At 40.1% G+C, this 12,190-nt stretch carries 10 protein-coding genes and 1 rRNA gene; 3 read left to right on the forward strand and 8 right to left on the reverse strand.

Annotated elements, in window-relative coordinates; translation table 11 throughout:
• Positions 1-81: ribosomal RNA gene (gene rrf, locus ACYZZR_RS05335) — 5S ribosomal RNA — on the forward strand; the annotation flags it as partial.
• Between the two features lie 454 nt (positions 82-535).
• Positions 536-1,654 (forward strand): DNA polymerase III subunit beta, encoded by a 1,119-nt coding sequence (gene dnaN, locus ACYZZR_RS05340; protein ID WP_461532969.1) that lies wholly within the window; start codon positions 536-538, stop codon positions 1,652-1,654.
• 84 nt (positions 1,655-1,738) lie between these two features.
• On the opposite strand, the gene ACYZZR_RS05345 is transcribed toward dnaN, so the two are convergent.
• The 3 genes from ACYZZR_RS05345 to ACYZZR_RS05355 all read right to left on the reverse strand — a co-directional run bounded on the left by ACYZZR_RS05345 (position 1,739) and on the right by ACYZZR_RS05355 (position 4,739).
• Positions 1,739-2,476 carry a DUF4369 domain-containing protein gene (locus tag ACYZZR_RS05345; protein ID WP_461532970.1) on the reverse strand — a complete coding sequence of 246 codons (738 nt, stop codon included), beginning with the start codon at positions 2,474-2,476 and terminating at the stop codon, positions 1,739-1,741.
• A gap of 52 nt (positions 2,477-2,528) precedes the next feature.
• Positions 2,529-3,794, reverse strand: coding sequence for a DUF819 family protein (locus tag ACYZZR_RS05350; protein ID WP_461532971.1), 1,266 nt, complete (start codon positions 3,792-3,794; stop codon positions 2,529-2,531).
• Between the two features lie 135 nt (positions 3,795-3,929).
• Positions 3,930-4,739, reverse strand: a complete 810-nt coding sequence (locus tag ACYZZR_RS05355) for an HAD family hydrolase (RefSeq protein ID WP_461532972.1) — start codon at positions 4,737-4,739, stop codon at positions 3,930-3,932.
• Between the two features lie 139 nt (positions 4,740-4,878).
• Between ACYZZR_RS05355 and ACYZZR_RS05360 the strand changes: the two genes are divergently transcribed.
• The gene (locus ACYZZR_RS05360) at positions 4,879-5,661 is read left to right on the forward strand and encodes a S1/P1 nuclease (RefSeq protein WP_461532973.1); all 783 of its coding nucleotides are present in this window, start codon (positions 4,879-4,881) and stop codon (positions 5,659-5,661) included.
• A gap of 48 nt (positions 5,662-5,709) precedes the next feature.
• Here the strand turns inward: ACYZZR_RS05360 and ACYZZR_RS05365 are convergent, their stop codons facing one another.
• From ACYZZR_RS05365 to ACYZZR_RS05385, 5 genes are all read right to left on the reverse strand, one after another.
• On the reverse strand, positions 5,710-6,090 hold the full coding sequence (locus tag ACYZZR_RS05365) for a hypothetical protein (RefSeq protein ID WP_461532974.1): 381 nt from the start codon (positions 6,088-6,090) through the stop codon (positions 5,710-5,712).
• A 159-nt stretch (positions 6,091-6,249) separates the two neighbouring features.
• Positions 6,250-8,133: a molecular chaperone HtpG gene (gene htpG, locus ACYZZR_RS05370; protein ID WP_461532975.1), complete on the reverse strand. Its 1,884-nt coding sequence runs from the start codon at positions 8,131-8,133 to the stop codon at positions 6,250-6,252.
• A gap of 119 nt (positions 8,134-8,252) precedes the next feature.
• Positions 8,253-8,876, reverse strand: coding sequence for a DUF4391 domain-containing protein (locus ACYZZR_RS05375; protein WP_461532976.1), 624 nt, complete (start codon positions 8,874-8,876; stop codon positions 8,253-8,255).
• Positions 8,877-10,124, reverse strand: coding sequence for a C-terminal helicase domain-containing protein (locus tag ACYZZR_RS05380; RefSeq protein WP_461532977.1), 1,248 nt, complete (start codon positions 10,122-10,124; stop codon positions 8,877-8,879). It lies immediately after the preceding gene.
• Positions 10,125-10,168: 44 nt separating this feature from the next.
• Positions 10,169-12,106 (reverse strand): SNF2-related protein, encoded by a 1,938-nt coding sequence (locus tag ACYZZR_RS05385; RefSeq protein ID WP_461532978.1) that lies wholly within the window; start codon positions 12,104-12,106, stop codon positions 10,169-10,171.
• Positions 12,107-12,190 lie beyond the last annotated feature (84 nt).

The raw sequence follows: 12,190 nt of genomic DNA on the forward strand, positions 1-12,190 counted from the left end.
CTCTTACCATTCCGAACAGAGAAGTTAAGCCCATGCGCGCAGATGGTACTGCATTAGTGGGAGAGTATGTCGCCGCCTTCTTATCAACCCCTCATCACATCGTGGTGAGGGGTTTTTTTTATGGCTAAGGTTGGGGGCCGGGTTGGGGGCGGTTGGGGCGAATTGCAATTCGCCCGTACGTATGGGCTTGTTAATTTATTGTTGATAAAGAGCTCTTTTTATAAGATGGTAAAAGGCTGATGGTTTGTGCTTTTTTTGAAGGGATTGAGTATCTGCAATCTTTTTAAATTGATTCTTTTATTTTGTGTATTGATAATCAATGGGTTGTGGTTTTTATATTTTGATTATTAGTTTTTACTTCATTGCGGGAGCTCTCTATTACAGATTATAAGCAAGATTTCTTATGCAATCATTTGTATTTATAAGATGTTGATAAATATCTTTCTATAAAAGCTATAATTAGGATATATTTGTAACTAAAGACAAGAAATCTCCTTTTGCGTATTTGAGAGAAAGGAGCCCTAAAAAAATACAGATGAAATTTATAGTATCCAGTTCGTATTTATTAAAACAGCTACAGGTATTGGGCGGTGTTATCAACAGTAGTAACACACTTCCGATATTAGATAACTTTTTATTCGAATTAAACGGTTCGAAACTCACAGTATCGGCTTCCGATCTGGAAACTACCATGAGTTCAGTGCTCGAGGTTGAATCGGATTCAGAGGGTAGTATAGCTGTTCCTGCTAGATTGTTGTTGGATATTTTGAAGACCTTTCCTGAGCAACCTCTCACTTTTGTGATGGAGGACAACAATACGATTGAAATCAGTTCTAATCACGGAAAGTATGCCTTGGCTTATGCTGATGCTGCGGAGTTTCCAAAAACGGTGGAACTGTCTGAGCCAAGTGCGACTTCTATCGTAGGTGATGTCTTGGCAACGGCTATTTCAAAGACTATTTTTGCTGCTGGAAATGACGACCTACGCCCAGTGATGAGTGGAGTGTTTTTTCAATTTTCTCCCGAAAACCTCACCTTTGTTGCTACGGATGCACACAAGTTGGTGAAATATCAGCGTACAGATCTTTCAGCAAGCGAGGTAGCCGAGTTTATTATGCCCAAAAAGCCTCTTAATTTACTAAAAGGGATTTTGGCCGGAAGCGAGACGGAGGTCAAGGTTGAGTACAACGAGAGCAATGCCAAATTTACCTTCGATAATATAGAGTTGGTATGTCGTCTTATCGATGGGAAATATCCCAACTACGAGGCAGTTATCCCTAAGGAGAATCCGAATAAACTGGTTATAGATAGAACGCAATTTTTGGGTTCTGCAAAGCGGGTGAGTATATTTTCTAACAAAACTACCCATCAGATAAGACTTAAAATAGCCGGTGCAGAATTGAATATTTCTGCCGAAGATATAGATTACAGCAACAAGGCAGAAGAGCGTCTCGGATGTGATTATCAAGGAGATGATATGCAGATAGGGTTTAATTCGCGTTTCCTTATAGAAATGCTGAACAACCTTTCTTCCGACGAGGTGTCTTTGGAGATGTCACTACCCAATCGCGCCGGTATTCTCACTCCGGCAGACGGATTGGACGAAGGGGAGTATATCACTATGCTCGTTATGCCAGTGATGCTCAATAACTGATAGATTATTCTTTCTGTATAAAAACAAAGCCGTTTTATCTCATCGAGTAAAACGGCTTTTTGTTTTTACGCATTTTGACAATGGCTAATTTTCATCTTCCTGTTTTTCTTCCAATTCTTTGCGGAGTTTTACGTATTCGTCTAGTGCTTTTCCGTATTTAGAATTTGCTATTTTCGGGCTGAGTGATTTGTTGATGGTATCTAAGTATTTCAATCGAACATTAGCCGCGTCTGCCAAGGCGATATAAGGTGCTATATAAGAATCTTTGTTGGCCAGAGCGTAGTTTAGAGTGTATAGATAGCTCCTTGTAATGTTTCTATTAGAGATTCTGACAAGGGAATCGGTTTTTAGCGAGTCGCCCGAAGCCTTGATTTGCTCTGTTATTAGTTCGAGGTTCTTTTCCTTAAATTTCTGGATCATACTTTCGTATTCCTCCAGTTTTTTATGAGTTTCTGAGCCGGTAACTTTGGCTTCGGCTGAGAAAAAATCCCAACTCGTTTGTATGTTGATCTCTCCTTTTTCTCCAAAAAAATGAAGACTGTTGTCTTTGTTTATACTGTTGAAACGATTTACGGAGAGGTAAAATACTTCGGGTTCTTCTATCTCGGTAGTAAAATCGAAGTGACTGTTGCCGTCAATAATCATAGAGTCTAGGGTGACTACAGTAGAATCTTGAATTTTCTGCAGGTAGACAGTCCCTTTTTTCAATCCTTTTACTTGTCCTGTAAGGTGCATGGTATTTTCGTCTTTTTTACTACACGAAAAAGACATCATAAGCAGTGTAGCAACTACGAGTGATCGTTTTGCAAATATCATATTCATTGAGCGGTTATAAAATTAGCGGTGCAAATATCTTTAATCTGATCCATTTATACTATAGCCCGGAGGCAAATTCCATCAGCCATGCGCTCAACATAGCTCCATAGGTTCCTATGGCATAGCCAAACACAGCGAGTAGTACACCTGTAGTGGCGAGAGAGGGGTGAAAGGCTGCGGCTACTACTGGTGCCGATGCGGCTCCGCCCATATTGGCTTGGCTACCTACAGCGAGGAAAAAGAAAGGTGCTTTAATCCATTTGGCCACTACGATGAGTAGAGCGGCATGAAAAGCCATCCATATCAATCCGATAGCCAAGAGACCCGGATTTTCGAATACGGCACCTAGGTCTATTTTCATTCCGATGGTAGCTATAAGGATATAGATACACACACTACCAAACTTTCCGGCTCCGGCTCCTTCGTAATTTCGAGCTGAAGTAAACGACAGTAAAACACCTACTACTGTAGCTATGGTAATCATCCAGAAAAACTGAGATCCGAAAGAGGACAATGCACTTTGTTTATCGCTGATAGCATGGAAATTTGAGCTGAGAAAGTCGGATATTAAATTAGCGCCCCAATGTGAGATTCCCACAGTACCGAAGGCGATGGCAAAAATGATGATATAATCGGATGCCGTGGGGATTCGAGCCGTCTTTTCGGCAAAGGCAGAAACCTTTTGCTTTAGTGCTTCGATAGCCGAATTATCCGCCTTAAACCAACGGTCTATTTGTTCGTTTTTTCCGGTTCCAAACAGTAGAATAGCCAACCATAAGTTTGCAATAACAACGTCTACCAGTACCATACCTCCGTATTTTTCGGGATTGTACTGAAATATTTCCAGCATAGCGGCCTGATTGGCACCACCTCCTATCCAGCTTCCAGCCAGTGTAGATAGTCCGCGCCATATAGCGTCAAATCCCGCACCTCCTACTGTTTCAGGAGAAAAGATGGAGACGATGAGAATGGCTATTGGTCCGCCGAGTATAATACCTACAGTACCGGTAAAAAACATGATAAGCGCTTTGGGACCGAGATTGAAAACCGCTTTGAGATCGATACTCAAAGTCATGAGTACCAAGGCTGCAGGGAGCAGGTACTGGCTTGCCATTTCGTACAGTTGAGATTCTTGATGATTGATGATTCCTACCGAATTGAGTACAGCCGGAATCATATAACACATGAGTAGGGTGGGGATGATTTTATAGAATTTATACCAAAAACCCGATTTTTTGGAGGAGGTGTAAAAAATAAAACCCAACGACAACATCAGCAGTCCGAAGACGATGGTGTCGTCTGTAAAAATAGTAGTGTTTTCCATAATTAGTTCACAGTTAGTTCAGCAAAATACAAAAATCGAGGAGAACTGTAAAGCTGTTGATAAACTTAATGGTAACGACTAGACTATCTTTCTCTGTTTGGCATTGTTTTAAGCAGAAGGGGAGGAGTTCAAAAGTTACAGCAAATTGCGAAGATGAAGAGCGACACCATCTTCTTTGTGGTGAGGTGCAATGGCTTTGGCAACGGCCTTTACTTCGTCGCGAGCATTGGCTACTGCTACACCGTGACCCACAGCGGCTATCATTTCGGTGTCGTTGTAGTTGTCGCCGAAAGCGATAGCGTCTTCAAGAGGAATGTCGTATTGCTGCAAAAGTATTTTTATTCCTGTGAGTTTTGAAACCTCTTTGTTGGCAATCTCTATATAAGTGTCCTTAGAGCGGTATAGGTGAAGATTTTCTCCGAGTTCTTTTTCAAAGTGCAAGTAGGCTTTTTCGATGAGTTCCGGATCACCCATACAGCTTATTTTGTGAGCTCCGACTCCGCTGCGATTCCATTCGTCTATTACAGTGCGATTAGATTTTATTTTCGGACTGATCTTAGTGTTGTTTTCTTCTCTTTGTGCCCAGTAATCGTAGGCTTCTACATACCAGGAGTCGTATTGAAAGAGGCTGATGTGCAATTTCCCCTCTGCATTGTCTTCGTTGTAAGTCACGATCTGTTGTACGGTTTCTAGGGGGATTTCTACAGAGTGAATAGGCTTGTGGTCGAACAGTACCAACGCCCCGTTATAGCAAATGAGTGGAGCGTCGGTAATTCCGAGTTTTTGCTGTAAGTGTGTCATCTGTTTCGGCATCCTTGCCGAAACCAGTATTACAGGCATATTGTCTTTTATTCTGTTAATTTCACTGATAGTATTTGCAGACAGATCTCTTTCCGCATTGAGGAGAGTGCCATCGATGTCTGTGAAGATTATGCGATAAGCCATATAATTAGGGTGTTGCTATTCTGTGATTGTACAAATATAATTCGGATATTTAAAACAGCTACTACCCTGTTGTTTATCCCTCGCTTTGTCGCCTCATTTCAGCCTTGCCATATAAATATTTTACAGTACATTTATCAGTATGAAAAAAACACTCCTTTTATTGCTGATAATGGTAGGACCATTGCTGTGGTCTGCAGAAAGAACTGCCGATTGGGGACCTACCGGGCATCGTACCATAGCCGAAATTGCTCAAAAACACCTGAGCAAGAAAGCTAGGAAAAAGATAGACCGTTTGTTGAGCGGACAGAATTTAGCTTTTGGAGCAGCCTATGCCGACGAGATAAAATCGGACCCGCGTTATCGCTATATCAATCCCTGGCACTATGTGAATATTACCCCTGGTGAAAAGTATGACGACAGTACAGCTAGTTCAGATGGCGACCTGATAACGGCTATCGAAAAGTGCGCAGAAGTGTTAAAAGACGACGAGGCGACTAAAGAAGACAAGGTGTTTTACTTGAAGTTGTTGGTGCATTTTGTAGGTGATATTCACCAACCTTTACACGCTGGAAGAGCTGAAGACAAAGGTGGGAACGACATACAGCTCAGGTGGTTTAACCAGGGGACTAACCTACACAGTGTATGGGACTCAAAAATGATAGATTTTTACAAGATGAGCTACACAGAGATAGCCGACAGCTATCAGGATGTTTCTCGAGATGCTTTTAAAGCGATAAGCTCGGGTAATTCAAGGGATTGGGCAGAAGAATCTCGTCAGCTAGCCGAAGAGATTTACGCCTCTGCCGAAATAGGAGAAAAACTCGGCTATAAGTATATGTACGATAATTTTGATACCGTAAGACAGCAACTGCTCAAAGGCGGAATACGTTTGGCTGCCGTGCTCAATGATATTTTCGGCTAATCGGAATTTGTCGGTTTACTCTTGTGAGATTTTGACAAAAAGACTTAGTCAATTTGTGAAACGTATTGCCTCCCAGTCTTCGTCTATGGTGAGGGTATTTGCTACTTTGTAGGCGTTTCGGGTAAGAGGAGGCCAGTCGTAAGCATCGGTGATATCTGTATTGAAACGGGAGGAGATGGTTCGCGGATGTGCTATCCAAAGTACAACACCATCTTTGAGTTTTGGTCCTAATGTGAGCATTTGCTGTTCAAATTCGCGTATGCTGGTCACGAACACCAGAGCGAATTCTACTTTGTTCAACTTCACTAGCGATTCGTAGATTTCTATGTCGGTCAGTTCGGCCAGTTGCTCAGAAAATCCTTCAGGCTCATTGAGGATGAGGATTTCTTTCTGATCTTCCAGTTGTAGTTTTTTAAACAAGTTTTTCATATACCCGGCTATTGAGAGTGTTTTCGCAAAAGGTGCTCGTCTAAATGTACGAAAAAATCCGATTCATTTCAAAGGGTATAGCGCTAGGACGAATAATGTTAAAAATAAAAACGCCATCCTGTAAAGAGAATGGCGTTTGCCGATATAAAAACTACGGACTTATTTTATCATGTCGAAGCTGCGCTTTACAAAGCTGGTCAGTTCTTCTCCCTTGAGCAGTCCTTTAGACAGTCGTGCGAGATCGAGGGATTGCTTTATCAGCCTTTCCTGCTTGGCTTTGGTTTTGGTTTGAAGTATTTGAGATACCAGTTCGTTGTTGGTGTTGATCACCAAATTGTACATTTCTGGCATATTGCTCATTCCAAACATACCACCGCCTCCGGTAGCGCTCATCTCTTTCATACGCCTCATAAATTCAGGCTCTGTAATTACAAATGGAGCCGCATCGCTGTCCATTGCCTTCAGTTGCACCGTGTATTTTTCTTTGGGCACAGTTGCGGTAACAATCTCTTTAAGAGAATCTTTTTCCTCATCTGAGAGTTTGGATATTTTCTCCTCGTCCTGTTTGATAAGGTTGTCGATAGGTTCAGAATCGACCCTGGCAAAAGATATATTTTCTTTACCAGTTTCCAGTTTTTGGATCAGGTGGGCCACTATAGGTGAATCCAGAAGGAGTACTTCATAACCTTTGGCTTTGGCCTCTTCTATATAGCTGTGTTGTTCTTCTTTATTGTTGGTGTAAAGAACAACCAGTTTACCGTCTTTGTCTGTCTGCTGATCCTTTATCTTTTCCTGTAGCTCTTCGAAGGTATAAAAATTGTCGTCTACCGTAGGATAGAGGGCAAATTTATCGGCTTTCTCAAAGAATTTTTCCTCAGAGAGCATACCGTATTCTATAACGATCTTGATATCGTTCCACTTCTTCTCAAAGTCTTCTCTGTTTTCCTTAAAGAGGGACGAAAGTTTATCGGCTACTTTTCGAGTGATATAATTTGAAATCTTCTTTACATTACCATCGGCCTGCAGATAGCTTCGCGATACGTTGAGCGGGATATCGGGCGAGTCGATTACTCCTCGAAGCATGGTGAGGAATTCGGGGACTATACCCTCTACATTATCAGTTACAAATACCTGATTTTGGTACAGTTGTATTTTGTCTTTTTGCAGATTGATCTCGTTGTTGAGTTTTGGGAAAAACAGTACACCTGTGAGGTTGAACGGATAGTCTACATTGAGGTGAATGTGAAACAGGGGTTCTTCAAACTGCATGGGATACAGCTCTCTGTAGAAGTTTTTGTAATCTTCTTCTTTGAGATCAGCCGGTTGTTTGGTCCATGCCGGTTGGGTGTTGTTGATGATATTGTCGACCTCACGAGTAGGAGCGGGATCTTCTTCTTTGGCATCTTCGGGTTTGGGTAGGGTTTCTGTGCGCGTTCCGAATTTGATCGGCACAGGCATAAACTTGTTGTATTTTACCAACAGTTCTCTGATGCGGCTTTCTTCCAAGAATTCGGTAGAATCGTCGGCAATATGTAGCACGATCTCCGTTCCTCGTTCTGCCTTGTCTGTCTCTTCGAGGGTGAATTTCGGACTCCCGTCACAACTCCACTTTACCGCCGGAGCGTCTGTGTGAGATTTGGTGATGATATCGACCTTGCTGGCTACCATAAAGGCAGAGTAAAATCCGAGACCGAAATGACCGATTATTCCGGTATCTTTGGAGTCTTTGTATTTTTCAAGGAATTCTTCAGCTCCCGAAAAGGCCACTTCATTGATATATTTTTGCACCTCTTCGGCACTCATTCCGATTCCTTGATCTATAATGTGGAGTTTTTTACCTTCTTTGTCTATTTTAACTTCAATAATGGGATCACCGTATTCTACCTTGCTCTCTCCTATGCTAGTGAGGTGCTTGAGTTTTAAGGTAGCATCTGTAGCGTTGGAGATCAGCTCTCTTAAAAAGATTTCGTGATCGCTGTACAAAAACTTTTTGATCAGTGGGAAAATGTTCTCCACCGATACATTGATATTTCCGGTTGTCATTGTATATGAGTTTTAATGGTAATTTTTTTAGATTTCCTTTTCCAAAAAAAATACCAAGTAAGGGAGGGCTGCCAAAGTGGCATAAGAAAGCTTTGGGCGGGATAATTGTGATATTCAGTTTATCTATGAAGAAGCTCCTTCAACTTCATATTCAATTCCACTTTTTTATTGAACTGCTTACAACGGGCTATTTGTGCTTTCAGCTTTTCTATTTCTTTTAAAATGGCATCGTTGTTTTTTTGTTTCTCAACCAGCTCAGTGATGGATTTTGTAGCCGTATCGATAGACTTTAATTGGTCGCAAAAACTTTTAAAAACCCAATCTAAATTATTTTTTAGCTCGATTTGATAGGAGTTGTCTTCAATTGATTTCCAGTCGGAGGTAAATGTATAGTCAATAACAGCTATATCTTCATTTTGAGGGTGCAGGTGTTTGGCAGAAGTAGAAATATAAAATTCATTCTGAAACTCAATCCAAAAGATAATGTGATACGGAATGGATTTTTCGACAATGAAAAGCAAATCCTTGATGATTACTTTTTCTTTTAATTCTATTTTAAAAACCTGAATTTCTTGAACATCAACACCATTAAGGTTTACCGTATCAAAAGCTATTTTGTTCAGCCAGCTAATACGCACAACCTTATCCGAAAATGCTTTTTTCTGCTTGGTATTGGTGTAAGCATCAAAAGCATTTTTAGGGATAACTTTCCTTACTTCTGTATTTTTAGGCAACTGAAACATTTACTTAACTATTAAAAACGAAATCAATTTGAAATCTTCTATGCCCTTGAATTTATCTTTTATCACATTGGTTCCGCCAGATTTAAATAAACTCAACACTTCTTTTTCTTCCTCGGTATCTAATATGGTTCCAATGGACTTCTTCAGTAAATCAGAGTAAAAAGTCATATTGTGGTATTCGTCGGTTTCTTTGTTCACTTGTTCACATAAAGCAATAATGGGTTCTCTTACACCTTTACACAACATTCTAACAGCATCTAATATTTTTTTGGAATCAATATGGTTGAACAACAATTTTCCATCTCGATCAATATACACCAAATAATAAGGATGCAAGCGATTGAGTTTATTGATATTGATGTTTTCGTTGATATTTTTCAGGATATAAATAACACCCGGTTTCAATATTTCAGTAGCGGAAACCACCGCGTGAATGCCTTCGGGAATATCCGTCATTTCGCCGTATTCTTTGATGTAATTGGATAAATCAATCCTGAAATCATTCAATCCCAAATCGGTGATATCAATCCCTTCTCGCAAATCTTCCAAATCGCTTACTTCGTCTTGCAGTTTTTGCAATTGCAATTTTCGGTACTCTAAATCTTTTTGGTTTTCTTTCAGGATGTTATCATCGGCTGTACTTGCCATATCCGAAATCATCATACGATCTTCAACCCTTTGTTTCAGATTGATGTAGCTATCCAAGGTAATGTCTGGCCAAAAATTCACCAAAGTAATCGTTTCATTCGTAGAGCCAATACGATCAATACGGCCGAAACGTTGAATAATGCGTACCGGATTCCAGTGAATATCATAATTAATTAGGTAATCACAATCCTGTAAATTCTGCCCTTCCGAAATACAATCGGTAGCTATCAAAATATCAATTTCTTCGTTGATGGTAGGAAACAATAAATCTTTCCCTTTTGATTTTGGCGAAAAGCAAGTCAGCAAAGCATTCAATTCTGTAGGTATGGTTTTCGTTGTCGCTACTCTTCTCGATCCTGTAATTAAAGTAGAATGAATGTTGTTTTTAGCTTTAAAATATTTACTCACATTCTCATACAGATAGTCTGCGGTATCGGCAAAAGCTGTGAAAATAATAACCTTTTTATTGTTTGGATTCAGTGGATTTTCAATCTTGTTTTCAATGGATTGGATTAATGTTTGTAGTTTCAAATCCAGTGCAGGTGTGATTTGGTTCACTTTTTCCATCAATTGATTGATGATGGCTAAATCTTCTTCCAAATCTTCCTTCCATTGTCGGCGATCCAAATCCGCTAAATGTACTTTTACTTTTTTCCAATCAAGTTTTCTTCATCACCCCAATTGGCATCCCAATCAAAATTCTCATCTTGGGTGTCAAATTCAATGCTGGAAATAGATTCTAATCCTTCTCTAGAAATCGTATTAATGGTATTTTTTATTTGAGCTAAAATACCATTGGTGGTAATCCTAAAAGAGTCGATAGAGCTTTCGATACGCTTTAATAAATTGATGCGCATCAGGTTTTTCAAACTCGTTTCCCTATCAAACTGTGTCAGTTTCCCAGTTTTAGTCTTTTTATCGTATTTCTCTGCATATTTTCCTACTTGACTGGGCAAAATATATTTTAAAGGGGTATAAACTGATAAATTCAACAGCCCCAATAGTTCCGCTATTTCATTGTAGGTAACTATATTATTTTTTGTCAAGGCACAAGCTAAAGACACTGGCTTATTACGCATAGGAAATTTACCGATATCGCTGGTATCGTAATAAGTGGTAATGTGTTTTCTTGAACGTGCAATGGTCAGCGAATCTAATATTTCAAAGAAATCAAAGTCTAATAAATCCAATAACTTTTCGGTGGTGCGATGGGCAATATCCAATTTCGACCAGGTATTAAAAGCCGATTGCGCTCTTTTGAAAATAACATCAATGCCGTTATGGGTTTCCAATTTTTCGTCAATTCTTTCCGGATCGCCCTCATACGCCAATGCCAATTGATTTTTTAAATCGTTGAAACGATTGTTTACCGGCGTTGCCGAAAGCATCAATACTTTGGTCTCAATACCTTCACGCATCACTTTGCGCAACAAAGCCTGATAGCGGTTTTCTTTATCTGAATATGTCAATCCGGCATTTCGGAAGTTATGCGACTCATCAATCACGACCAAACCGTAATTTCCCCAATTAACATTCGCCAAATTCCGCCCGTTGCTCATTCCTGTTTCCCTCGATAAATCGGTGTGGAAAAGCACATCGTAATTGAAACGGTCTTTGGCTAAAATATTGGTTTTGTCGTTATGCCGGTAGGTATTCCAGTTGGCTTCCAACTTCTTCGGACATAGCACCAATACATCTTTGTTGCGCATTTCATAATACTTGATAATGCCCAAAGCCGAGAAGGTTTTACCCAAGCCAACGCTGTCTGCCAAGATACAACCTTTGTATTTTTCCAATTTATTAATGGCGCCAATTACCGCATCTTTCTGAAAATTAAAGAGTTTGTTCCAAACAACCGTATCTTTAAATCCAACACGGTCGTCAGGCAGGTTATCTAAAGTCAAATCATCCAAGAAATCATTGAAAATATTATATAGTGTAATGAAATAGATAAACTCCGGACTATTGTCCTGAAAAGCCTTTTCAAAATATTGTTGTACTTTTTGGGTGACGATTTCTAAGTTTTCTTCATCCTCCCAAACCTGGTTGAAATACTCCAAATAAGCTTTGGCATTGGGGAAATCGGTTTTTTGAATTAAGGTTGGAAACCCTTTTTTGGGCGTAACACCCAAATCGGCTGTAGTGAAACTATTGACATTAGTCCAAGCAAAGGAATCGCTGGCGGAATTTTCTGCGTGAATCATTCCCTGCAAAGGATAATTGGTTTGCTTATTCGATTTGAAAATTACTTTGTCTTTTACCCATTGACTGCATTCTTTGGCAATGGCACGTTGCGTGAGCTGATTGCGCAAACGCAGTTCAAATTCGCCGCCACATAAATCCGCTTCTTTAAACAAATGTGGAATAAAGAACTTAGGTACTTCTTTCTTAAAATTTTCCTGCAAAAAGCTGGGCGAAGTAAACACAAAACGCAGTTCTTCTACACTTTGTAGTTCCTTACGCAAAGCCTCAAAAGCATAGATAGAAAACGACGAAGCCGCAATGGCCATTTTGCTTTTTTTGCCAATGCTCTCTTTAAGGTCGTCTATTAAGCGGGTGTTTATATTGTCGATTAATTTCATTCCTTGTTATTATTATGTTGCCTTCGTTGCTTTCGGCTTCGCTCAGGCAACGAGGGGCGGTGGTTGAGCGTAGCCGAAACCACC

This window comes from Sinomicrobium sp. (genome assembly GCA_029266035.1).
Taxonomy (GTDB): Bacteria; Bacteroidota; Bacteroidia; order Flavobacteriales; family Flavobacteriaceae; genus Sinomicrobium.

Bases quoted from the DNA above. Each gene is read 5' to 3' on its own strand.
- dnaN (WP_461532969.1), top strand. From the start codon at position 536: ATGAAATTTATAGTATCCAGTTCGTATTTATTAAAACAGCTACAGGTA.
- ACYZZR_RS05345 (WP_461532970.1), bottom strand. From the start codon at position 2,476: ATGAATATGATATTTGCAAAACGATCACTCGTAGTTGCTACACTGCTT.
- ACYZZR_RS05350 (WP_461532971.1), bottom strand. From the start codon at position 3,794: ATGGAAAACACTACTATTTTTACAGACGACACCATCGTCTTCGGACTG.
- ACYZZR_RS05355 (WP_461532972.1), bottom strand. From the start codon at position 4,739: ATGGCTTATCGCATAATCTTCACAGACATCGATGGCACTCTCCTCAAT.
- ACYZZR_RS05360 (WP_461532973.1), top strand. From the start codon at position 4,879: ATGAAAAAAACACTCCTTTTATTGCTGATAATGGTAGGACCATTGCTG.
- ACYZZR_RS05365 (WP_461532974.1), bottom strand. From the start codon at position 6,090: ATGAAAAACTTGTTTAAAAAACTACAACTGGAAGATCAGAAAGAAATC.
- htpG (WP_461532975.1), bottom strand. From the start codon at position 8,133: ATGACAACCGGAAATATCAATGTATCGGTGGAGAACATTTTCCCACTG.
- ACYZZR_RS05375 (WP_461532976.1), bottom strand. From the start codon at position 8,876: ATGTTTCAGTTGCCTAAAAATACAGAAGTAAGGAAAGTTATCCCTAAA.
- ACYZZR_RS05385 (WP_461532978.1), bottom strand. From the start codon at position 12,106: ATGAAATTAATCGACAATATAAACACCCGCTTAATAGACGACCTTAAA.